Consider the following 21,409-nt stretch of genomic DNA (forward strand, 5'->3'; position numbering starts at 1 on the left):
GAGTTGGATACTAGAGACCACTACCCAATGTGGGTTTAGTGACGAAGAACCAATTTCTCGCCGGGGCATTCCTATATCTTGCTGAGGGAGCCTACTTAACGGCTACGAATACCTTGTCGCTTAACATGCCTGCTCGAATTGCAAGAACGCCGTCTCCGGCTGTCGCGCTCGGAACTTCAAAGGCATCGTTACCAGTGGCTGTGCCACCCTTGTACAGCGTGCTCAAGTTGTTGATGGAATCGGGTGCCACGACCATCTTCTTGGTCCCGTCCACCGTTGTGCCATCTGCGGTTACGTAATCAACTGAGACGAACATGGGGGTCTGGCCGTTAGGGTCGTCCCCTTTATAAGTGACGGAGTAATTAACCAGAATATACTCCGACCCCGCAGCGGGCGGGTCGTTGAACGAGTTAGCAGCTACCACGGCGTCGGTAGCGGCGAGCGTCACCGAGTTGACTACCACGCGCCATTCGTCAGACTCGATGACCGAGCCGATTGGGTATGGATTCTCTCGGGTTCCAGCACCGGCGTTTGTGTTGGTTTGAGCGCCTGTGGTGGCTCCCGCCTCGTTGGAAGGCGCCACCACAGTGGTATCTCCGCTGCCGAAGGCGTTGTCAAAGGAGGTAGCGACCACTGCGGTGAAGACGATGAACCCTACGATGGTGCCCACAACGGAGGTGATGAGGGCCGCGATTCCCATCCATTTGGCTTTGTCTTTGAGGAAAAGGGAGACGATAGCCAGGATGAAGGCGATGGGAAGCAGGACCCAGCCGATTATAAGAGCGCCAGGAACACACGCAAAGATGAATCCCAGCACTGCGGTTATGAGTGCGATCAGTCCAAGAACATTGAGTTGCTTTTTTGGTGCAACAGGCGGCGCCGGCATTGTATATGCAGGGGCGTTACCGGCCTGCTGATAGGGCGGTTGATAAGGGTGGGGCGAGGGATGCTGAGCGCCGTCCCCCGGGAGCTCTGGAGTTGTCATGGCATAACTATGACAGAGCACAACGTTTCCAGGGTTTTTAGACACGAAGCCCCAACATCCCGGCACATTTATGACACCCCGGAGAGTTTATTCTTTTGTGGTACTGACTGGACTCCAGCGCATTTAGTCCCCGCCGCGCGCCTTCTTTAGATCCGCACGCAGCCCTTTGTTGTCAGCCCGCAGCTCGCGGTTGTCTTCCGAGAGCCCACGGTTGTCTTCCACCAATCCGCGGTTCTCTTCCTCGAGTTCCAGCACCAGCTTCACACCGGCCAGGTTCAGTCCCTCATCAAGGAGCGCCCCGATCCGCCGCAGCGTCTTCAGGTTCCGTTCGCTGTAGCGCCGGGTGCCGCCGTCGGTCCGTTCCGGCGTGAGAAGGCCCTTGCGCTCATACAGCCGCAGGTTCTGATGCCCTGTGCCCACCAACTCGGCCGCTACGGAGATGGCATAGACACCCTGGTCGTCCCGCGAACCCGGGCTGCCGTCCGGTGCGGAATCCCCGCCCGAAGTGCCCCCGGTAGCCGGCCCACCGCCGTCGTACTCCCCCGAAGGCCCCTGTAAACCAGCCACGTAACCTCTCCCAAAAATCTCTTCAAAAACCACTTGCACCACTCTCATGCTGGTGCTATAAAAAATCTATACCAACCACCACAGATCTGGAAGGGTTGGAAACACAACAGAATCGCATCAAGATCTGAAGGAGTGAGAACCACAATGCTGATGCGCACTGACCCGTTCCGCGAATTCGACAGGCTCGCACAACAGGTTTTTGGCACAACAGCACGCCCGGCCGGCATGCCAATGGATGCATGGCAAGAGGGTGAAGAATTCATCGTCGCTCTCGACCTGCCAGGTGTAAGCCCCGAGTCGATTGAGCTGGACGTCGAACGCAACGTCCTGACCGTCAAGGCCGAGCGGAAGTCACTCGCCGGCGAGGATACCGAGATGCTTGCGGCTGAACGCCCCCAAGGCGTCTTCAGCAGGCAGCTCATTCTCGGCGACACCCTGGACACCGACGGCGTCAAGGCCAGCTACGACGCCGGCGTCCTGACGCTCCGTATCCCTGTGGCCGAGAAGGCTAAGCCGCGGCGCATCGAGATCACGGCCAACGGACAGCAGCGCCAAGAGATCAACGCATAGTCGAGCCTGCTCCGCCGGGATGCCCGGGGTGTCACCGGCGGAGCGCTCATGCGGGAGCATCAGACCGGCCGCATCGGAAGAATGGGCGCAGGCTTCGCGCCACGCCATAGCGCTTGTTGCGCAGAGGAAACGCGGCCCCCGACGTTGCCTCCCGAAAAGATGGCCCCCGTCCGAACTGCGAAGTTCGCCCGGGGGCCATCGCCCAGTCCACAGCAACTTCATGGAACCGGCCTTGGGGAACAGCCAACCTGACTACTACGCGATCCTCGGTGTCGCGCCAACCGCGACGGCCCGCGAGATCACCCATGCTTACCGCTCACTGCTGCGCCGGCACCACCCGGACACACGGCAGGCGGACCACGACGGCGGTGCCTCCGAGGCGTCCGACCTCCACCGCCTGCACGCCATCATGCAGGCATACGTCGTGTTGTCGGACGCAACACGGAAGCACGAGTACGACCGCGCACGTTCCGGGTCGCCCGGCATCGGCGCCGGAACGCCGGTCAAGGTACGGATTCACCGCAGGACGGCGGCAAAGGAACCGGACGCGGCGGGGGAGGGCGTCAGGCATGCTCCGCCTGCAAGTGGCCCCGATCGCAGCGAGCCCCTGATCTTCGGCCCCACCCGATGGGCACCCCTTCGCGGCCATTCAACACCAAGGAGACGCACATGAGTGCTTGGCGTTCGTACGACAGCCACCTGATCCCAGCGTTCTACGAGCGCTTCGAGCAACGCTGGGGGAAAGGGACGGCACCCTTCCTGGATCCCGAGGTCCACGAGCAACCCATGCCACGTGCGCAATGGATCAACGTGGACACGGGAGCCGCGGTGGCCGTGGTCCCCATCTGGACGGACGACCCCCAACACCGTTCGTTCGGAGTCTTCTATTTGCCGCCCTCCGGGGACATCTGGATCCTCCGCCCCGGGCCCACCACGTTCGTTGAGCCGGTTGCCGGCGCTTCACGGGAGCAGGTCTCGCTGCGAAACGATGCGTTCAAGAAGGCAGTGAACCACGCGAAGGAGTTCATCTACGGACCCCAGCCGTGACGCTCGGTGCCGTGGCGCCGGAACCAGTTCGCCGCCGTCGTGCTTTGCTCACCGAGGGGTGAGTTCTCGGGGCTTAGCGCCCGTCTAAGTGGCGAGATCTAACCCCTCGCGGAAGGTGGGGTGCCGTGGCGCCGGAACCCGGGCCGCCGCCGTCGTACTTTGCTCACCGAGGGGTGAGTTCTCGGGGCTTAACGCCCGTCTAAGTGCCGAGATCTAACCCCTCGCGGCAAGGGTAAGAAGCCAAAAAGAAGGCTGGTGCAACCTGGAGAGTATCCGTAGGTGGTTGCACCAGCTGCTAGTACGACGTTCTGTTATCAGTTGTGACACTTATTCATTGGCCGCTCCTAGTTCCCGGCTTCGACTTTTTCCGGGCCTTCTGAAGTCTGTGACGCCTTTTCCAATTTTACGGCCTTGATGCCCAAATTGCACGGAAAATGGGGGTTCCGCCGAGTGCCTGCCGGGGGAGCGGGGAGCCCCGTGGCACGATAGATCACGATGAAACTGCGCGCTGATCAGACCGGAAACCGTGGCCTCCCGATGCCCCTTTGGCTGCAGGGTGGTCTGGAAGCGGGGCAGGCAGCAATCCTCTCGGCCATCGTTGTGGTGCTTCCCTTGGTGGGAGTGTGGGCCACGGACGGATTCCAGAACCGGAACGTCGATGCTTTGGCTCGCCTGGCCGGGCAAGCCTGGCTCCTGATCCACGGGGTTCCGCTGCATCTGGCGCAGGTGAACCTTGGGACTGCGGCCCAGCCGGGTTCGGGAATGCTGTCCCTGATCCCGCTCGGGTTGACGCTCATTCCTTTTCTTCTGGCATGGCGTGCCGGCCGCAGGCTTGCCCGCGCCTCCTACACCGACCAGCTCTGGCAGGCGTTCCTTGGCGCGTCCATGGTTTATGCCGCCTTCGGGACCGCGACGGGCTTCGTGTGCCGCACCCCGGACGTGGTCATCAACCTGTGGTTGGCGATGACCATCCCGTTGATTTCCTTCGGCTTGGGCATGGTGCTCGGGGCCCGTCGTGAGGCGGGTTCGTGGAGCCGCCTCATTGGCGTCGACGCCGTCGCGTGGCTGGCCAAGACCAGCCAGCATTCACGCTGGGCAGGGTCGTACGTCGGCTCGGCGTTGAAGGCCGGATTCGTCGCCACCATGGCCGCTGTCTCCCTGGCAGCCCTGCTCCTTGCCGTAGACATTGTGTGGCATTGGACGGACATCATCGCCGTTTATGAAGGACTGAAAGCCGGTGCTTTGGGCGGCGCCGTATTGACCATTGCGCAGCTCGGGTTCCTGCCGAACCTGGTGATCTTCACCCTCGCATGGTCCTCCGGCGCGGGCTTCTCGCTCGGCGTGGGCTCAACCGTCGGACCTTTGGGATCCGCCGTCGGACCCCTTCCTGCTGTACCCATCTTCGGTGCGCTTCCGGCGGGCCAGCTCGACCTCGGCGGCATGGCCCTCGCCCTCCCCGTGGTGGCCGGCATCCTGGCCGGCTGGTGGTTCCTCCGTGAGGGCGAGAACCACTTTGACGAGTGGCTGTCCATCAAGATCAAAGCCCGGTGGTTCACGGCCGCCGCTTCAACCCTGTTCCTTGGTGCGTTCATCGGCGTAGTGGCGGGGGCGCTCAGCGGTGCGCTGGCGTGGATCGCCCGCGGCTCTGCCGGGATTGGCCGGCTCACGGAAATCGGCCCCAACCCGCTGTGGACGGCAGTCTGGGTGGCAGCCGAGGTGGGCATCGGCGTCGTGATCGGCTACGCAGTGGGGCCGTGGCTGGAACGCAGCCAGAAGCTGCGCGAAGCGAACCTGGACGAGCCAGCGCTCGACGACGAACACGCCTAAGCCGCCCGGCGTCCGCTCAGCGGATGGAAGCTAGCGCAACGCGCCCGGCATCGACTTTTCCAACTCGGACAAGCACTGCGACTTCGCGGTCTCCGTCAGCGCCGACCGCGTGCAGTCCTGGTACGTTGTGACGTGCTTGAAGAACAGGGCAGTAGTCAGGATCAGCAGGCACATGATCGCCGAGACAACCAACCCGGAAATGGTCCCGAACAACACCAACTTGGAATGCTTGTACTTCACGGCACGGACCAGGACGACGATCCCCAGGACAATGCCGGCGAGGGTCAGGATGGCACTGAGCCACACGTAATTGACGTTCAGCGAGAACACAAAGAACGATCCCAGGGCCGACAACAGGAACGCGCGGAACAGGATCTGCGTCACGCCAAGTGCGGACTTTTGCGCCTCGGGGCCGGGCTGCGGGCTCGGCCGGGGACCGACGTCGGGATTCATGTTTTCCAGCCTACGCGAGCCGCCCATAAGCTAGTGCAATGCGCATTGTTGTCCTCGTGTCCGGTACTGGCTCCAACCTCCAGGCTGTCATCGACGCCGTGAAGTCGGGTGAACTGGACGTGGAGATCGCTGCCGTCGGCGCTGACCGTCCGGACACCTACGGCGTGGAACGCTCCGACGAGGCCGGGATCGAGACGTTCGTGGTGAACTTCAATTCCTTCGAAACCCGCGAGGAGTGGGACGCCGCCCTGCGCGACAAGGTCCTTTCCTACAAACCGGACGTCGTGGTGTCCTCGGGCTTCATGCGCATTGTGAGTGCCGACTTCATCGACGCCTTCGACGGCAAATACGTCAACACCCACCCCGCGCTGCTGCCGTCCTTCCCGGGCGCCCACGGGGTCCGCGACGCCATGGCTTACGGCGTGAAGGTCACGGGCTGCACTGTGCACTGGGCCGACGCCGGGGTGGATACGGGCCCGATCATTGCCCAGGAAGCCGTGGTGATCCAGACGGATGACACCGAGGAAACCCTGCACGAACGCATCAAGGTAGTGGAACGCCGCCTCCTGGTCCAGACCCTCGCAGACCTGGCCGCCGCCCCTTCCCCCAACTAGGTCGCATTTGTGCGCGTTTTGAACGCCCAGAACGCGCTGTGCTGCGACCTACATTTCGCCTAAGGGCCACGGGCTGTGGATAACCGGGCGGCGGCACTCTGATATTTGTCAGCATGGGGCATGAAGACACCAAGTGCCCTGCCCGATCCGCTGTCATCAACACCGTTCACGTGGCAAGAAGCCGCCCGGGCGGGAGTATCACGACGGCGGCTCAGTCACCACAGCCTGGCCTCACCCAGCAGGGCGGTTCGAGTGCCCGGATCCGGAGCCGACCACTCGTTGGCAGACATGGCCCGGCCCCTCACCCAGGTCACGGCATTCTCCGCAGCTTCACACGCCACGGCCTTCCTGCTGTGGGAGTTCCCGGGCTTCCTGCCGGGCAGCAATGAGCCTGTCATCCACATCTCCCGACCGGAGCCGATGGCGATCCCTCGCCGTCGAGGTGTTGTGGGGCATCGGGGCCAGTTCTTCGACGACGAAATCACCATCGGTGCCGACTCCGCGCCGGAAACGCGACTGAGGCTGGCGCTGGGGCGGGCTGGGCTGCCCACAGCGGAAGCCAACGTGCGCACGGAACTGAGTCCCGGCGTCGAACGTCAACCGGACCTGAGTTTCCGCGAGTGGCGCGTGGCAGTCGACTACGAGGGGGAAGGCCACTCCGAGCCGGAACAAATCGTGCGGGACATCGAGAAGCAGGAAGACTTCGCCAGGGCAGGGTGGATCCTCGTCCGCATCTCAAAGCGCCACATGACCACTGACGCGAGAACCGCTGTTCGAAAGGTCAGGCGCGCGCTCGAGCACCACGGCTGGTCACCCATCTAGGTCGCAGCAGTGCGCGTTTAGAGAGCTCTAAACGCGCACAAATGCGACCTAGTTGGGAAGGGAGGGAGGGGGAGAGCGCAGTTACGATAGCTCGCGCTGCTTCGTCTCCGGGGCGAAGAACGCCATCCACAACACGGACAGCAGGACAAGCCCGCCAGCGAGGGCGAAAGACGTCGCCAAGCCGAACTCCGGCCAGAAGTAGGAGGCAAACACGAGGGGCCCGAAGCCGGCGCCGATCCGGGAGAACGTCGACGCCCAGCCGAAGCCGGAGCCACGGAGCTCGGTGGGGTACAGCTCGGACACGTAGGCGTACAGGACGGGAATGGCCACCTGGACCACGAACCCGAACACCAGCAGCCAGGCCACAGCGGCCGAAGGCACATCCACCACGAACGCCACGATCACCAGCGTCACTGCGGACAGCGGCCCGGTGATGGCCAGGATCCACTTGCGGCCCACGCGCTCCACCAAGAGCGCTGCAACAACAACACCCAAAAGCCCGACGGCGGCCATCCCCGCCGTGGTCACGAAGGCCTTGTACTCCTCGAACCCGGCGCCAATGAGGATTCGGGGCATCCACGTGAGGGACAGGTAGTAGACCAACAGCACGGAGAAGAACAGCGCCCAGGCCGCAGTGGTGATCTTCCAGTTGAATGTCCAAATGTTTCGGAGCTGGAGCCACGCGCTGCCGGGGGAGAGGCGCGGCGCATCCTTTGGTTCGGGCAGGCTGTAGGCGCGCGGCGTGGCGCCGGTTGCTTCCACGAGGCCGTCGATCACCGCAGCAGCTTCAACGCGACGACCCTTCCGGATCAGGAACAGGGGAGATTCGGGAACTGACCGCCGCACCCAGAACACCAGCAGGGCAGGGATCACCATGACAACCATCGTCAGGCGCCAATCGCCGTACAAAGCCACAAGGCCGGCGGAGACGAATCCGCACAGGGCCGCGCCCACGGGCCACCAACCGTCCATGGCCGTGAGGACTTTGCCCCGCTGTTTTCGAGGTGTGAATTCCCCAACCAAGGCATAGTCCACCGGGATGCAGCCGCCCAAGCCGAAACCGGCCATGAACCGGAAAATGCAGAACCACACGATGTCCGGCGCCAAGGCACCCAGCACCGTGAAGAGGCTGAAGATCAGGAGCGTGGCGGTGAAGGCCTTCTTCCGGCCGATCGTGTCCGCAATGGTGCCCCACGCGAACGCCCCCACGGCCATCCCGATCAGGTTCGACGTGCCGATCCACGCGGCGTCGGCTGGCTGCAAGGACCAGTGCTTGGACAGCAAGGGAATGAGGATGCCGTTGAGCGTCACATCCCAGGCGTCGAACATGAAGCCGAGGCCGCCAATGAGGAAGATCTTGCCCTGGACCTTCCACCGCCAAGGCAGTTCCTGCACCACTTGTTCGCCGCTGGGCACGGTCGTGTACGTATTCATGAGGCCTCCTGCATGCAACTTTAGGCCCTCAGCACCATTACTTTCGGGTTTCGATGGCCCTCCGCAGGAAACCGCCGGCTTCCTCCAGCGCGGGCTTTGCGTCGGCAGGATCCATCCCGGTCAGCAACACCAGAATCGCGGCCTTCACCGAACCCCCAACCGAGTCCAACGCCGCCGCAGCTTCCGAGGCGGAGACACCGGTGGCGTGCTGCACGGTCCGCTGCGAGCGGGCCTGCAGCTTCTCGTTGGTCGCGCGCAGGTCGACCATCAGGTTCCCGTAGGTCTTGCCGAGTTTCACCATGACCAACGTGCTGATCATGTTCAGGACCAGCTTCTGGGCCGTCCCGGAATTGAGCCTGGTGGAACCCGCGATGAACTCCGGCCCCACGGGCACCTCGATCGCCACGTCGGCCAGATGACTCACCGCCGAGCCTTTGTTGCAGGCCAGCGACGCCGTGAAGGCACCCCTTTTCCGCGCCTCCTCCAACGCGCCGATCACGTAGGGCGTCCTCCCGGAGGCGGTAATACCCACGACGGCGTCCGCTTCCGTCACGTTGATATGGTGCAGGTCCCGCGCGCCAGCGGTGGCGTTGTCCTCGGCGTACTCCACGGGTTTCCGGATCGCCTCAGGGCCTCCCGCGATGAGCCCGACGACGAGTCCTGACGGGGTGCCGAACGTCGGCGGGCACTCGCTCGCGTCCAGCACGCCCAGGCGCCCCGCGGTCCCGGCGCCCACGTACAGAAGGCGGCCTCCGCGCTGGAGCCGCTCCGCAACGGCGTCGATGGTTTGTACAATCGCGGGACCCGCCCCGGAAACGGCGGCGCGCACCCCGGAGCTGTGGGCGAGCATGGCAGCGACGAGTTCGTCCGTGCCCAGGATGTCCAGGTCTTTAAGGCTGTCGGTCGCAGCCTCGGTTTGCAGTCCGGCGAGTTCGGTGCGGAGGCCTGCAAGTTTGTCAGCGTCAGTCGGGCCAGTTTGTTCCGTCACGGTGGATGTACCTTTCCTGGAGGATCCCGCGGCGCTGCGCTGCGAGGGCGGCGCCGTCCAGGCCGTCCCCGAGCGGGGCCACCACTTCAATCCCAGCCGAAGCCAGGGACTTCTGCAAGAGTCCCTCGAAGAACCCCGAGTTGGCCACGCCGCCCAGTATGGCCACGCGCGGCGTCCCGCTCGGATCGCCACTGGCGGCCAGGAGCACAGTGCGGGTCAGGCCCCGGCACGCCTCGCTGACAATGCCGTGCGCGACGGCGTCACCCGCCTCCGCTGCGTGCAGCACCAAGGGGGCGAAACGGGCCATCGCCCGGTAAGGGTTATCCATGTCGGCCAACCAGGCGGGCAGCATGGTCGGGGACTCAACGAGTGCCCCCGCTGCCGCCGAGAGGGAAGTGGCGGGGCCGCCGTCGAACGCCAACAAAACGGCCTGGAGCCCTTGCTGGCCGATCCAGCGTCCGCTGCCGAAGTCGCCGAGGTACGGGCCCCAACCGTCGGCCCGGTGCAGGACGCCCGCCTCATCGAAGCGGAATGCCACCGCACCCGTTCCCACGATCAGCGTGGTGCCCGGTCCGCCCTGCAACGCGCCCAGATGGGCGGCAGTGGCATCGGAGAGAACCGCCGCAGGAACACCGAAATGCCGCGACAACATGGTGGCCAGCTCCCGGGACTTCGCCTCCGAAGCCTCGACGCCGGCCACGGCAGCTCCGACGCCGGTGAGGGTGCTGACGGGCAGGCCGGGCGGGAGCAGGGTGGTGGTCTCCAGGACGAGGTCGAACGCCAAGGTGGGACCGTTCTCGACGTGGACTCCGGGGAATCCGTGCTGGTCTGCCGCGCCCAACAATTCATCACCCGAGCGAAGCTCAACGCGGCAGCGGCTCTTCCCTATGTCGGCAACAAGAACGACGTCCGTGGCATCCATGGGTCAACCCTATGATGCACGCCACTCCTTGTGGGGCCGGGGACGCAAAATGAGGCCGCCATCGAAACACGATAAACTGCCCCTATCCCCACTCAACGCGACACCACCCGCGCTATCTACGCGACCTAAGACGGAGACTTTTGTGAGCTTGACGCAGCTTGACCGTGTTCCCATCCGCCGTGCACTGATCTCGGTTTACGACAAGACGGGACTGGAGGAGCTCGCAAAGGGCCTGCACGCAGCCGGCGTTGCGATCGTGTCCACCGGCTCCACGGCCAAGAAGATCGCCGCAGCCGGCATTCCGGTGAAGGAAGTCGAAGAAGTCACCGGCTCCCCGGAGATGCTGGACGGCCGCGTCAAGACCCTGCACCCGCGCGTGCACGGCGGCATCCTCGCCGACCGCCGCGTCCCGGCGCACATGGAAACCCTCACCTCCATGGAAATCGAGACCTTCGACCTCGTGGTGGTGAACCTGTACCCGTTCGTCGAGACCGTGAAGTCCGGCGCCGCACAGGACGACGTTGTTGAGCAGATCGACATCGGAGGCCCCGCCATGGTGCGCTCGGCCGCAAAGAACCACGCCGCCGTCGCCATCGTCACGGACCCCAACTTCTACGGTGCCGTTGTTGAAGCCGCCGCACATGGTGGATTCGACCTCAAGACCCGCCGCCGCCTGGCAGCGAAGGCCTTCGCCCACACTGCGAGCTACGACAACGCTGTTGCTTCCTGGACTGCCAGCCAGTTCCTGGACGAAGACGGCGACGGCGTCATTGACTGGCCCGCCTACGCCGGCCTGGCCTTGGAGCGTTCCGAGGTCCTCCGCTACGGCGAAAACCCGCATCAGCAGGCTGCCCTCTATGTGGACAAGGCCGCTCCGGCCGGCATCGCCCAGGCTGACCAGCTCCACGGCAAGGCCATGAGCTACAACAACTTCGTCGACGCCGATGCCGCCCTGCGCGCTGCTTTCGACTTCGCTGAGCCCGCCGTAGCGATCATCAAGCACGCCAACCCGTGCGGTGTTGCAGTTGGCTCCGCTGATGCTGCCGACCCGATCGCCGACGCCCACGCCAAGGCCCACGCCTGCGATCCCGTATCCGCTTTCGGTGGCGTCATCGCAGCGAACCGCACCGTCACTGCAGGCATGGCCCGCACGGTCGCGGACATCTTCACCGAGGTTGTCATCGCTCCGGACTTCGAACCGGAAGCCGTGGAGATCCTCTCCAAGAAGAAGAACATCCGCCTCCTCGCCCTGCCCGAGGGCTACGGCCGCTACCCCTCCGAGATGCGCCAGGTTTCCGGCGGCGTCCTGGTTCAGATGACGGACAAGGTGGACGCCGACGGCGACAACCCCGCCAACTGGACCCTCGCCGCCGGCGAAGCCGCTGACGACAAGACCCTGGCCGACCTCGCCTTCGCTTGGACTGCCTGCCGGGCGGCCAAGTCGAACGCCATCCTGCTCGCGGACAACGGCGCAGCAGTGGGCATCGGCATGGGCCAGGTCAACCGCCTCGACTCCTGCAAGCTGGCTGTTGAGCGCGCCAACACGCTGGGCGTCCAGGTGGAGTCCGACGTCGAAGGTGCCGGCGGTGCCTCCAACGCCAGCGGTGCCAACGCTCCTGAGCGGGCACGCGGTGCCGTGGCAGCTTCGGATGCCTTCTTCCCCTTCGCTGACGGACTGCAGATCCTGATCGACGCCGGTGTCCGCGCAGTCGTCCAGCCCGGTGGATCGGTCCGCGACGAGGAAGTCATCGCTGCCGCGAACGCTGCCGGCATCACGATGTACTTCACCGGCGCACGCCACTTCTTCCACTAATCCCCACCGCCTCCCTGACCTCGCTGCGCTTCGGCCAGGGAACCCGGGCGGCGTAGGCCCATACAGCGCAACGGCGGCCGCCCCCGAAAAGGGACGGCCGCCGTCGTACTTAACAGGGGCCTGCTACAAAGGACCGGTTACGAAGCCGCAGCCGCCGTGTAGGTGGACTGGATCACGGAGCCCCAGTACGGGCCGTACATGGTGCTGGAGTTGCTGCCGTAGCCGTAGGAGTTCACGGAGTTCTGGTAACCGCTGGAGCTGTTGCCGATGAACCACGGACCGCCCGAGGATCCACCGGTCATGTTGCACGGGATGCCCTGGGTGAGGAACTGCGGGTTGTAAGGATCGTTGGTGGCGGTGCCGGAGCAGCTCTTAAGGGATTCGCCATTGAAGGGTGCAGCTGCCGGGTAGCCGAAGGACTTGTAGCTCAGGCCGCGGGCGGCGTTGAACTGGACACCGGAGGAGCCCACGACGTCGGCGAGCCTCTTGCCGTTGAGCGTGTTCACCACTGCGAAGGCGGTATCGTACTGCATGTTGCCGTTGGACGCCCACTGGGTGGGGGAGTACAGGGCTTTCGCCGTCCACTTGCCGTACGGTGCGGAGCCGTTCAGGTAGGCGGGAACGAAGACCAGGTTGGTGGCGTACGCTCCGGGCCCCTCGTTGACGCAGTGGCCGGCGGTGGACACGGTGCTCTTGTTCGCTGCCGTGACGGAGTTGCCGGAGCAGACGTAGTTGGAGCCGCCGAGGGTGAAGAAGATCTTGCCGATGTGCTTGACCGGCGTCTCGGACTGGTTGACCTTGAGGTTGATGTTCTTGTCGGCGGCGGCCTGCTGGCCTTCGATGCTGGTGACGGCGCCCGGAGCTTCGGCCACCGGAGCCTTGCCGAGGTTCAAGAGCCCGCTGCGCTGCAGGGCTTTGCTGGCGAGGACATCGCCGCTCTTGGCGGACTTCATCCGCTCCGGGGTCCAGTAGTCTGCAGCGCCGTTGTCTGAGGCTACGTGGCGGCTGACCGCAGCGCCGTTCGAGTCGGTGTCCTTCGCGGGGGCCGCGTTTGCGCTGGTTGTTCCAACCAGGGCGAGGATCGCGGCGGCGGACAGACTCAGAAGGCTTGTGGCCAGGGTCTTGGTTTTTGTCACGTTGTTCCTACCTAATCGAGCGAGTGAGGCGGCCAGTGATGGCGACCGCCGACTGACGGAATCGAAGCTACCCGCCGTGTGACAACTTTGTAAAGAGATGTTTCAGATTTTGTGATATTTTGCTGTCACTTGGACCGGGACGGCTGGCGGGGAGGTACGACGGCGGGGAGTCGCCACCGTTGTTAGGCCTGCCGTCGCGCTTTTCGACGGTCCGGAGGCACGGGCAAGGTGCTTGTGAAAGCGGTAACGCAAGGCGTGATCCCGGACACGAACGGCCCTCAAACAGGTGCGCTCGGGTAAGTTAGAGATGTTGAAATCTGCAGACTTTCAGGGAGAACCCCGCCAATGGCCAAGATTATCTATACCCACACAGACGAAGCGCCGATGCTGGCTACCTACTCATTCCTGCCGATTGTGGAAGTGTATGCCTCGACCGCAGGTGTGGAGGTCGAGACCCGCGATATCTCGCTGGCCGGCCGCATCATCGCCGTATTCGGCGATTTCCTGACTGAGGAGCAGCGCACGGGCAATGCCCTGGCTGAACTTGGCGAACTGGCAAAGCAGCCGGAAGCCAACATCATCAAGCTGCCCAACATCAGTGCTTCCGTCCCGCAGCTCAAGGCCGCCATCGCCGAGCTCCAGGCCCAGGGTTACGCCCTCCCGGACTACCCGGACAACCCCTCTTCCGACACTGAGACGGACATCCGTTCCCGGTACGACAAGATCAAGGGCTCCGCCGTGAACCCGGTCCTGCGTGAGGGCAACTCGGACCGCCGCGCGCCGCTGTCGGTGAAGAACTACGCCCGCCAGAACCCGCACTCCATGGGCGCCTGGACCGCGGACTCCAAGACCAACGTTGCCACCATGGGCCAGAACGACTTCCGCTCCAACGAGAAGTCCGTTGTCATCGAAGCCGATGATGCCCTCTCCATCCAGCTGGTCCGTGAAGACGGCTCCGTCAAGGTCCTCAAGAAGGACTTCCCCGTTCTGGCCGGCGAGGTTGTGGACGGTACCGTCCTCCGCGCCGAAGCCCTGGACGAATTCCTCAAGGCCCAGGTTGCCCGTGCCAAGGAAGAGGGCATCCTCTTCTCCGCACACCTGAAGGCCACCATGATGAAGGTCTCCGACCCCATCATTTTCGGCCACGTCGTGAAGGCCTACTTCTCCGAGCTGTTCGACACCTACGGCAAGCAGCTGGCTGCCGCAGGCATCAACCCGAACAACGGCCTCGCCGCCATCCTCAATGGTCTCGACGAACTGCCCGAGGATGTCCGCGAAGGCGTCAAGACGGCCATCACCAAGGGCCTCGAAGAAGGTCCCGCCCTGGCAATGGTCGACTCGGACAAGGGCATCACCAGCCTGCACGTTCCTTCCGACATCATCGTGGACGCTTCCATGCCCGCCATGATCCGTTCCTCCGGCCACATGTGGGGCCCGGACGGCAAGGAAGCCGACACACTGGCAGTCCTCCCGGACAGCTCCTACGCCGGTGTGTACCAGGTTGTTATTGACGACTGCCGCGCCAACGGTGCGTTCGATCCCACCACCATGGGCACCGTCCCCAACGTCGGCCTCATGGCCCAGGCCGCTGAAGAATACGGTAGCCACGACAAGACGTTCGAGATCGAAGCAGCTGGAACCGTCCAGCTCGTGAACCGCGCAGGCACCGTACTGATCGAACACCAGGTTTCCCCGGGCGATATCTGGCGCGCTTGCCAGACCAAGGACGTGCCGATCCGTGACTGGGTCAAGCTGGCTGTCACCCGCGCCCGCGCTTCGGAGACCCCGGCCGTCTTCTGGCTGGACAAGGGCCGCGCCCACGACGCCAACCTGATCGCCAAGGTCAACGAGTACCTCAAGGACCACGACACCGAGGGCCTGCAGATCGAGATCCTCTCCCCGGAAGAGGCCACCGCCTTCACCTTGGAGCGCATCCGCAAGGGCCAGGACACCATCTCCGTTACCGGCAACGTGCTCCGCGACTACCTCACGGACCTGTTCCCGATCCTCGAACTCGGCACCAGCGCCAAGATGCTCTCCATCGTTCCGCTGATCAACGGCGGCGGCCTGTTCGAGACCGGTGCCGGTGGCTCCGCCCCGAAGCACGTCCAGCAACTGGTCAAGGAAAACCACCTCCGCTGGGACAGCCTGGGTGAATTCCTCGCCCTGGCCGTGAGCTTCGAGCACCTTGCCACCACCACCGGCAACGCCCGTGCCCAGGTCCTGGCCGACACCCTCGACCGAGCCACCGGCACGTTCCTGCTGGAGAACAAGTCCCCGCGCCGCAGCGTCGGCGAGCTGGACAACCGCGGAAGTCACTTCTACCTCGCCATGTACTGGGCGCAGGAACTGGCGAAGCAGTCCTCCGACGCGGAGCTGGCAGCAGCCTTCGCACCGATCGCCGAGGAACTGACCTCCAACGAGGACGCAATCGTCGGCGAGCTGAACGCAGTCCAGGGCCCCGCCGTCGATCTTGGCGGTTACTACCGTCCGGACGCTGCCAAGGCCGCTGAGGTCATGCGCCCGTCGGCAACCTTCAACAAGGTCCTCGCGACCCTGAAGTAAGCTCCCAACTGACTCGCAGTTGCGGTTGTTTTGAGAACTCAGAACAACCCCGACTGCGAGTCAGTTTGCGTTTAACGGTCCGCTGCGAACCGTGCGGGGGCCGTGCCGCCGTCGACGATGTCCTTCAGCACCCGGCCGATCGCCGGGGTGAACTTGAAACCGTGGCCTGAGAAGCCCGCGCCCACCACCAGCGGGCCGAACCGGTCCAGGACGAAGTCCTCGTTGGGCGTGGTGGTGTAGGTGCAGCTGATGGGAACCGCCGTTGAAGGGTCGACGCCGGGAAGCCACTCTTCGGCGTAGCGCACCAAGGCCTCGAGCTGCTGGGGGATGGGCTGGAACGTGCGCTCGTCGGGATCCATGACGGGACCCACGCCGTGCCAGCCCGCCTTGACCCCCTCGCCAGGGGTGAGCATGCCGTAAACGGGGCTGTACCAGTATTCGTAGAGTTCGTTGTTTGGATCGGGGTCCGGGTTGTGGTTGAAGCTCGGCCACACCAACGTGTTGTCCACCGGGGTGAAGTGCGCAGGCTGCTCCTGGGTGACCACCAAAGCCGGCAGTTCCGCCAGTCCGTCGAGCACTTTGGCGGTCCAGGCACCTGCCGTGACCACGACCCGTCGGGCCGTGTAATCCTCTTCCTCCGTCACTACCACCACCGAATCGGGACCGTCCACGCGGATGTCGCGGACCGGCGTCGAGTATTTGAAGACTGCGCCCTTGGATTCGGCGGATGTCCGCAGTGCTTTGAGCGCGTCAGCTGAGCGGACCCGGCCTGAACCCGGGACGAAGAGCACGTCCGTGGCGAAGTTCATGCCCTTCCAGCGGTCGGCGGCCTCGGTGGGGGAGATGAAGTAGCTTTCGATTCCGCGTTCCTGGTGAGCCGCGTGGATTTGCTGCAGCTTAGGGGTGTTGCCGTGGTTGGCCAGCCCCACCAGGTCCAGGAGCGGAGCGCCGTGTTCGGCCGCAAGCTCATCCCAAAGGATCTTGGACTCCGCCAGGAGGTCCAGGTAATCGGCCTCCGCGTAAGCGGTGTTGAAGTTGCGGGTGGCCCCGTGGGAAGCACCGATGTGGTGCCCGGCTTCGAACTGCTCCAAGAGGATCACGGATTTGCCGGCCCGGGATAATTGCCATGCGGCAGCCGATCCCATGGCTCCGCCGCCGACTACCACCACATCAACCTGCATACCCGCTCCATTCCTCGCGCGGCTCCTGCATCCGGGGGCCACCTCTCATTCTGCCCCCACTCACCCAACTAGATCGCAATTGTGCGCGTTTTGACGTCTCTAAACGCGCACTGCTGCGACTTAGTTGGGTGGGTTGGCTGGGTTGCGGGGTGGGTTGCGCGGGTTGCGGGGTGGCGCTGGGCCGGTTTGGTGAGCCGCGCTTGGGCATGGAAGATTGGGATGCGTGAAATTCCTTCACCCGTCTCCCAAGTCCTCTTCCCGCGGCATCACCATCCTGCGCGTCGCGTTCGGTGCGATGCTGCTGGTCCACGGCGTGCAGAAGTTCATGGCGGGACACGCCGCGTTTGCCGCCTCCGTCGCCGCAATGGGCGTGCAGAAGCCGGACATCATTGCCTGGCTGGTGATCGCCGGCGAATTGGGCCTCGGGCTGCTGCTGGTGCTCGGTGCGCTGACCCGGGTGGCCGGCTTCCTCGCGGCAATCCTCATCGGTTCCATCTGGTTCGTCACGGAAGCGGGCAAGCCCCTGCTGACCGACGCGTCGGGCGTTACCGCGGAGCTGCTGATCATCTACTTCGCGATCGCAGTGTCCCTGATTTTTCTCGGCCCCGGCGCACTGTCCCTGGACCGGAAGCTGGCGAAGCAACCCGCCCGCCGTTAACTCACCTGGGTTAAAGCACGACGACGACGGCGGAGCGCGCCTTCAGCGCCCCGGCACAAACCCCCCGTTCCTCTATCACATCCCGCCCCCTTCAGGCGGTTCCTCTATCACATCCCGAGGCATATGGGAGGTTCCTCTGGCACATCCCGCCGACGGCCTACCGGGCGTCGTTCGGGTACCGGATGCCCAACTGGGACCGAACGCCGTCGAAAAGCCGCATGACGTTGATGGAATCCTCAAGTGGCATGGTCGGGCTTTCGGTCATCCCCTGCTGGATGCAGCGGGTCACCTCCCGGAGTTCGTAGGTGTAACCGATGCCAACGACGTCGAACCGTTCATGGCGTGGCTCGTCCCAACCCACCCGAACCACCAGCTCACGCGGGTTGTTCACGGATCCAATCGTCTGCACATAACCGAGTCCGCCGGCGACAGTGGCGTTGCGGGGTCCATGTGCCGTCAGGGACGAGGTCAGTTGGGCCTGGGCGCCGGTGTCGTAGCCGAGGGTAAGTGCATTCTGGCTGTCCACTCCGTCTTCGTTCAAGGATGCGATGGCGGTCACGGACTGCGGAAAGCCCAGTGTGCCGAGGGCCCACAGCAACGGGTACACGGTGATATCCAAAAGTGCGCCGCCGCCGTCGTTGAGGGCCCAAAGCCGGGCCGTGGGGTCGTACGGGGCAGGGAATCCGAGGTCGGCCGAAACCCACTGGACCTGACCTATCTCTCCGGAGGCGGCAATAGCGAAAGCGCGTTGCATGCTCGGAAGGAAGCGGCTCCATACGGCCTCCATGAAGAAGACCTTCTGTTCCCTGGCCAGCCTGACCAGCTCTGTGGCTTCCCGGGCGTTGATGGTCAGGGCCTTCTCGCACAGCACATGCTTGCCGGCGCGCAACGCGGCGGATGCTATGTGGAAGTGTTGGGCATGGGGAGTGGCGACGTAAACGACGTCGACGGCGGGATCGTCGAACATGCGCTGGTAGCCGGGCACCCCGCCGTCGTCTCCGTACCCTTTACTGAAACCGACGGTTTGGGCAAAGGCGTCCGCCGCTTCCTGCGTGCGGGAACTGACCGCGTAGAGCTCGGCATCCTCAAGGAGCGACAGGTCCTGCGAGACGCTGCCGGCGATGTTCCCCGTTGACACTACGCCCCACCGCAGGCGCCGCCCGGTGGCAGCTCGGGGGTCCTGGTTGATCTGGGTGGACAGCCATGGTTTGGCGATAGGGAGAGTCATGCCTCACAGTCTCTCACTGCTGTCCAGCAGTCCCGGGGCAATTCGCGGGTCTGGGGGTCCAAAGGCTTCAAATCTCCCGACACGGTAAGCATTGAACAGGGGGCCACAGTGTCCAAAGGCGACCCCCTGTTCCAGGTCAAGGCCGAACGGGCCGTGACCAACCCGCAAGTGTCCAAGGATGGAACACCGCCGAAGCCGGTCTATGACTATTTCAACGTCGTAGCCCCCGGCACCGGGACGCTGCAGTCACTCAGTACGCTGATCGACCAGCAAGTCAGTGTCGGCGAGACTGTCGGAAAGATCGACCCCGGCACGTACACTGTTGCCGGATCCGTCACCGCCGCGCAGCAGTATCGGCTGCTTGGCAAGCCCGGTCCCGCGGAGATCGAACTGGTAGGAGGCCCGGCGCCCTTCCAGTGCGGCGAGGTGACACTCAAGAACAACGCATCCGACGACGGCGGAAGCGGCTCAGTGGGCATGTCCGGCTCGGGCGGGGGTCCCGGCATGGGCGTCGGATTTGCCATGGCTGGCCCAGGGGGCGGCGGGGGACAGCAGGACGGCGGCAGCACCCCCACGGGCACGTTAAGTTGCGCCGTGCCGTCGGACCAGCAGGTGTTCGCCGGCCTCGGTGCCACCTTGACGGTCAGCGCGGGAGTAGCCACGGATGTTGTCACCGTGCCGTTGACCTCGGTGAAGGGCAGCGTAAAGGACGGTGTTGTCTGGATCGCGGGTTCAAGCGGAGGAGCACCGGAGCAGCGCCAGGTGCAGCTCGGCTTGAACGATGGCTCCGCTGTTGAGGTGGTGTCCGGCTTGTCGGAGGGCGAGCAGGTCCTTGAGTTCGTTCCGGGTGCTCCGGCTGCGCAAGACCCGATGATGGGACCTGCCCAAGGCACTTACATTCCGGCGGGCTAGGCATGACGTCACTAAGCCCTAGCGAAACCCTGGTCAGCCTCCGCGCGGTGACACGCTCTGTGACGCTGCCCGATGCCCAGCATCTCCACATCCTTCGAGGCATTGACCTGGAGGTGCTCAGCGGCGACCACACAGCAATCGTTGGAAGGTCCGGCTGCGGCAAATCAACCTTGCTCAATCTCCTCGGTCTCCTGGACGTTCCAACATCCGGCGAGCTGGAGTTCCTTGGGCAGCCCGCGGAGCGGCTCGGCAGTAACGCCCGGGCCCGGTTACGCGGCTCAACGGTGGGGTTTGTGTTTCAGCAGTTCAACCTCTTGCCTGGACGCAGCGCCTTGGACAACGTCATCACGCCGCTGCTCTACGCCAAGGGCAGGGAATTCTGGCGTCGCAGGGAGCTCGCCATGAACATGCTGGACCGGGTTGGTTTGGCCGACCGCGCCCACACTATGCCGAACATGCTCTCCGGTGGTGAACAACAGCGCGTGGCCATCGCACGTGCCCTGGTCCGCGGGCCACGTCTCATTCTCGCGGACGAACCAACCGGCGCTCTCGACGTCGAAACCGGACAATCCGTTATGGCCCTTCTGGATACAGTGGCCACTGAAACTGCCGCCGCCCTTGTGACGATCACACACGACGTTAACGTGGCTGCGCTCGCCCGCGCCTGCTATCGGCTCGATTCCGGTGTCCTGGGTCCTATGAGCCTTGAAGAAGCAGGAGCGCCAGTATGATCGGCTTCGTGTCATCGTTGGTAGAGGCATGGCAGGAACTGCGCATCAACAAGGTGCGCATACTTCTGGCCCTGCTGGGCGTGGCATTGTCCGTTGCTGCCTTGACGTCCGTGGTGGGGGTCGGAAACCTGGCCAGGGAAGGCTACAAAGAGCAATCCGAACGGAACGGCGGCCGGGTGGCTACGTTATCCCTCGGTGTGTACGGGCCTTCCTCTCCGGACCCGGCCACCCTGGAAAAGGCCTATCAGGGCGTCCAGCAACGCTATGGGATCACCACATCCACCCATGTGGGGCGCACGCAGGCCGAGTTCCAGCTTCCGCGTGGCGTCACGAAGGTGGACACAACCATCGTGGACGTCGGATATGGCGTGATCCACCGTGTTCCCTTGATGCAAGGAACGTGGTTTGCCTCCGATGACCACCGGCGGTTGGCGCCCGCCGTCGTGGTCTCCGAAGCCTTCTATAACAGGGCTGGCAGGCCCAACCTGTCCAACAACCCCACGGTTACCGTCCCGGGTGATCACCCGGCAACCGTGGTGATCATCGGCGTCGTTCCCGACGTGTGGCCGTCGGCGTCGCTGGACTGGTTCTCCTCCTCGGTGCCGTGGGTATGCTCAACATCTCCATGGTCACCGTGCGCTACAGGGTCCGGGAGATCGGCATCCGCCGGAGTTTCGGTGCTACCTCCGGCCGGATCTTCTTCGGGGTCATGATGGAGTCCGTGGTGGCCACCGCCTGCGCCGGACTGCTGGGGGTCATGGTGGCAGTTGCCGTGGTGAAGAATCCTTGGATCCAGTCGAAGGTGGCGCCGAGCCTGACAGAGTATCCGCCGTTCCCGATCGACGCCGCCCTGCTCGGGTTCGGTGCAGCCGTCCTCGTCGGAGCGCTCGCCGGAGCGATTCCTGCACTCGTGGCAGTGCGGGTCAAAGTCATTGATGCGATCCGGTTCTGACCTC

Annotated in this window: 22 protein-coding genes; 13 read left to right on the forward strand and 9 right to left on the reverse strand. The window is 64.1% G+C overall.

Annotated features, from left to right (window positions below):
- Positions 1 to 91: 91 nt before the first annotated feature.
- Both QN084_RS17385 and QN084_RS17390 read right to left on the reverse strand, forming a co-directional pair.
- Positions 92 to 985 carry a hypothetical protein gene (locus tag QN084_RS17385; protein WP_241650939.1) on the reverse strand — a complete coding sequence of 298 codons (894 nt, stop codon included), beginning with the start codon at positions 983 to 985 and terminating at the stop codon, positions 92 to 94.
- Between the two features lie 123 nt (positions 986 to 1,108).
- Positions 1,109 to 1,552: a MerR family transcriptional regulator gene (locus QN084_RS17390; protein ID WP_241650940.1), complete on the reverse strand. Its 444-nt coding sequence runs from the start codon at positions 1,550 to 1,552 to the stop codon at positions 1,109 to 1,111.
- 144 nt (positions 1,553 to 1,696) lie between these two features.
- Here QN084_RS17390 and QN084_RS17395 point away from each other — a divergent pair, with 144 nt between their 5' ends.
- The 4 genes from QN084_RS17395 to QN084_RS17410 all read left to right on the forward strand — a co-directional run bounded on the left by QN084_RS17395 (position 1,697) and on the right by QN084_RS17410 (position 4,996).
- Positions 1,697 to 2,122 (forward strand): Hsp20/alpha crystallin family protein, encoded by a 426-nt coding sequence (locus tag QN084_RS17395; RefSeq protein WP_062095613.1) that lies wholly within the window; start codon positions 1,697 to 1,699, stop codon positions 2,120 to 2,122.
- A gap of 232 nt (positions 2,123 to 2,354) precedes the next feature.
- Positions 2,355 to 2,795, forward strand: a complete 441-nt coding sequence (locus QN084_RS17400) for a J domain-containing protein (RefSeq protein ID WP_256869584.1) — start codon at positions 2,355 to 2,357, stop codon at positions 2,793 to 2,795.
- On the forward strand, positions 2,792 to 3,169 hold the full coding sequence (locus tag QN084_RS17405) for a hypothetical protein (protein ID WP_062095616.1): 378 nt from the start codon (positions 2,792 to 2,794) through the stop codon (positions 3,167 to 3,169). The genes QN084_RS17400 and QN084_RS17405 overlap by 4 nt, the downstream gene beginning before the upstream one ends.
- A 495-nt stretch (positions 3,170 to 3,664) precedes the next feature.
- On the forward strand, positions 3,665 to 4,996 hold the full coding sequence (locus QN084_RS17410) for a cell division protein PerM (RefSeq protein WP_069694838.1): 1,332 nt from the start codon (positions 3,665 to 3,667) through the stop codon (positions 4,994 to 4,996).
- A gap of 30 nt (positions 4,997 to 5,026) precedes the next feature.
- Here QN084_RS17410 and QN084_RS17415 read toward each other — a convergent pair whose 3' ends face one another.
- A complete protein-coding gene (locus tag QN084_RS17415; RefSeq protein ID WP_031217079.1) occupies positions 5,027 to 5,476 on the reverse strand; it encodes a hypothetical protein in 450 nt (149 codons plus the stop codon).
- Between the two features lie 11 nt (positions 5,477 to 5,487).
- On the opposite strand from QN084_RS17415, the gene purN reads away from it, so the two are divergent.
- Together purN and QN084_RS17425 are read left to right on the forward strand one after the other, a co-directional pair.
- A complete protein-coding gene (gene purN / locus QN084_RS17420) occupies positions 5,488 to 6,063 on the forward strand; it encodes a phosphoribosylglycinamide formyltransferase (protein WP_062095620.1) in 576 nt (191 codons plus the stop codon).
- A 120-nt stretch (positions 6,064 to 6,183) separates the two neighbouring features.
- On the forward strand, positions 6,184 to 6,885 hold the full coding sequence (locus QN084_RS17425) for a putative endonuclease domain-containing protein (RefSeq protein ID WP_069694837.1): 702 nt from the start codon (positions 6,184 to 6,186) through the stop codon (positions 6,883 to 6,885).
- A gap of 81 nt (positions 6,886 to 6,966) precedes the next feature.
- On the opposite strand, the gene QN084_RS17430 is transcribed toward QN084_RS17425, so the two are convergent.
- From QN084_RS17430 to QN084_RS17440, 3 genes are read right to left on the reverse strand one after another with little or no spacing between them, the layout of a single operon-like run.
- Positions 6,967 to 8,319 (reverse strand): MFS transporter, encoded by a 1,353-nt coding sequence (locus QN084_RS17430; RefSeq protein WP_069694836.1) that lies wholly within the window; start codon positions 8,317 to 8,319, stop codon positions 6,967 to 6,969.
- A 37-nt stretch (positions 8,320 to 8,356) separates the two neighbouring features.
- Positions 8,357 to 9,307, reverse strand: coding sequence for an N-acetylmuramic acid 6-phosphate etherase (murQ, locus tag QN084_RS17435; protein WP_069694835.1), 951 nt, complete (start codon positions 9,305 to 9,307; stop codon positions 8,357 to 8,359).
- Positions 9,282 to 10,229, reverse strand: coding sequence for an N-acetylglucosamine kinase (locus QN084_RS17440; RefSeq protein ID WP_069694834.1), 948 nt, complete (start codon positions 10,227 to 10,229; stop codon positions 9,282 to 9,284). The genes murQ and QN084_RS17440 overlap by 26 nt, the downstream gene beginning before the upstream one ends.
- A 142-nt stretch (positions 10,230 to 10,371) precedes the next feature.
- Here QN084_RS17440 and purH point away from each other — a divergent pair, with 142 nt between their 5' ends.
- Entirely contained in the window at positions 10,372 to 12,042 is a 1,671-nt protein-coding gene (purH, locus tag QN084_RS17445; protein WP_062095626.1) for a bifunctional phosphoribosylaminoimidazolecarboxamide formyltransferase/IMP cyclohydrolase, read from the forward strand.
- Between the two features lie 137 nt (positions 12,043 to 12,179).
- Here the strand turns inward: purH and QN084_RS17450 are convergent, their stop codons facing one another.
- Positions 12,180 to 13,178 carry a trypsin-like serine peptidase gene (locus QN084_RS17450; RefSeq protein ID WP_062095628.1) on the reverse strand — a complete coding sequence of 333 codons (999 nt, stop codon included), beginning with the start codon at positions 13,176 to 13,178 and terminating at the stop codon, positions 12,180 to 12,182.
- A 345-nt stretch (positions 13,179 to 13,523) separates the two neighbouring features.
- Between QN084_RS17450 and QN084_RS17455 the strand changes: the two genes are divergently transcribed.
- A complete protein-coding gene (locus tag QN084_RS17455; RefSeq protein ID WP_069694833.1) occupies positions 13,524 to 15,743 on the forward strand; it encodes an NADP-dependent isocitrate dehydrogenase in 2,220 nt (739 codons plus the stop codon).
- Between the two features lie 71 nt (positions 15,744 to 15,814).
- On the opposite strand, the gene QN084_RS17460 is transcribed toward QN084_RS17455, so the two are convergent.
- Entirely contained in the window at positions 15,815 to 16,924 is a 1,110-nt protein-coding gene (locus tag QN084_RS17460) for an FAD-dependent oxidoreductase (protein ID WP_069694832.1), read from the reverse strand.
- A gap of 223 nt (positions 16,925 to 17,147) precedes the next feature.
- On the opposite strand from QN084_RS17460, the gene QN084_RS17465 reads away from it, so the two are divergent.
- Positions 17,148 to 17,582, forward strand: coding sequence for a DoxX family protein (locus QN084_RS17465; protein WP_069694831.1), 435 nt, complete (start codon positions 17,148 to 17,150; stop codon positions 17,580 to 17,582).
- Between the two features lie 157 nt (positions 17,583 to 17,739).
- Here QN084_RS17465 and QN084_RS17470 read toward each other — a convergent pair whose 3' ends face one another.
- A complete protein-coding gene (locus QN084_RS17470) occupies positions 17,740 to 18,810 on the reverse strand; it encodes a Gfo/Idh/MocA family protein (protein WP_069694830.1) in 1,071 nt (356 codons plus the stop codon).
- A 108-nt stretch (positions 18,811 to 18,918) separates the two neighbouring features.
- Between QN084_RS17470 and QN084_RS17475 the strand changes: the two genes are divergently transcribed.
- From QN084_RS17475 to QN084_RS24110, 4 genes are read left to right on the forward strand one after another with little or no spacing between them, the layout of a single operon-like run.
- A complete protein-coding gene (locus QN084_RS17475; RefSeq protein ID WP_069694829.1) occupies positions 18,919 to 19,722 on the forward strand; it encodes a permuted SH3 domain-containing protein in 804 nt (267 codons plus the stop codon).
- A gap of 2 nt (positions 19,723 to 19,724) precedes the next feature.
- Positions 19,725 to 20,453, forward strand: coding sequence for an ABC transporter ATP-binding protein (locus QN084_RS17480; RefSeq protein ID WP_062095639.1), 729 nt, complete (start codon positions 19,725 to 19,727; stop codon positions 20,451 to 20,453).
- Positions 20,454 to 20,461: 8 nt separating this feature from the next.
- A complete protein-coding gene (locus QN084_RS17485) occupies positions 20,462 to 21,166 on the forward strand; it encodes an ABC transporter permease (protein WP_318255049.1) in 705 nt (234 codons plus the stop codon).
- Entirely contained in the window at positions 21,079 to 21,405 is a 327-nt protein-coding gene (locus QN084_RS24110; protein ID WP_310649526.1) for an ABC transporter permease, read from the forward strand. The genes QN084_RS17485 and QN084_RS24110 overlap by 88 nt, the downstream gene beginning before the upstream one ends.
- Positions 21,406 to 21,409 lie beyond the last annotated feature (4 nt).

The organism is Paenarthrobacter sp. R1 (assembly GCF_030264015.1).
Lineage (GTDB): Bacteria > Actinomycetota > Actinomycetes > Actinomycetales > Micrococcaceae > Arthrobacter > Arthrobacter ureafaciens.

Excerpts from the sequence above, each read along its gene's own strand:
- QN084_RS17385 (WP_241650939.1), bottom strand. The coding sequence starts at position 985 with ATGACAACTCCAGAGCTCCCGGGGGACGGCGCTCAGCATCCCTCGCCC.
- QN084_RS17395 (WP_062095613.1), top strand. The coding sequence starts at position 1,697 with ATGCTGATGCGCACTGACCCGTTCCGCGAATTCGACAGGCTCGCACAA.
- QN084_RS17405 (WP_062095616.1), top strand. The coding sequence starts at position 2,792 with ATGAGTGCTTGGCGTTCGTACGACAGCCACCTGATCCCAGCGTTCTAC.
- QN084_RS17410 (WP_069694838.1), top strand. The coding sequence starts at position 3,665 with ATGAAACTGCGCGCTGATCAGACCGGAAACCGTGGCCTCCCGATGCCC.
- QN084_RS17415 (WP_031217079.1), bottom strand. The coding sequence starts at position 5,476 with ATGGGCGGCTCGCGTAGGCTGGAAAACATGAATCCCGACGTCGGTCCC.
- purN (WP_062095620.1), top strand. The coding sequence starts at position 5,488 with ATGCGCATTGTTGTCCTCGTGTCCGGTACTGGCTCCAACCTCCAGGCT.
- QN084_RS17425 (WP_069694837.1), top strand. The coding sequence starts at position 6,184 with ATGAAGACACCAAGTGCCCTGCCCGATCCGCTGTCATCAACACCGTTC.
- QN084_RS17430 (WP_069694836.1), bottom strand. The coding sequence starts at position 8,319 with ATGAATACGTACACGACCGTGCCCAGCGGCGAACAAGTGGTGCAGGAA.
- QN084_RS17440 (WP_069694834.1), bottom strand. The coding sequence starts at position 10,229 with ATGGATGCCACGGACGTCGTTCTTGTTGCCGACATAGGGAAGAGCCGC.
- QN084_RS17455 (WP_069694833.1), top strand. The coding sequence starts at position 13,524 with ATGGCCAAGATTATCTATACCCACACAGACGAAGCGCCGATGCTGGCT.
- QN084_RS17460 (WP_069694832.1), bottom strand. The coding sequence starts at position 16,924 with ATGCAGGTTGATGTGGTGGTAGTCGGCGGCGGAGCCATGGGATCGGCT.
- QN084_RS17470 (WP_069694830.1), bottom strand. The coding sequence starts at position 18,810 with ATGACTCTCCCTATCGCCAAACCATGGCTGTCCACCCAGATCAACCAG.
- QN084_RS17480 (WP_062095639.1), top strand. The coding sequence starts at position 19,725 with ATGACGTCACTAAGCCCTAGCGAAACCCTGGTCAGCCTCCGCGCGGTG.
- QN084_RS24110 (WP_310649526.1), top strand. The coding sequence starts at position 21,079 with ATGGTCACCGTGCGCTACAGGGTCCGGGAGATCGGCATCCGCCGGAGT.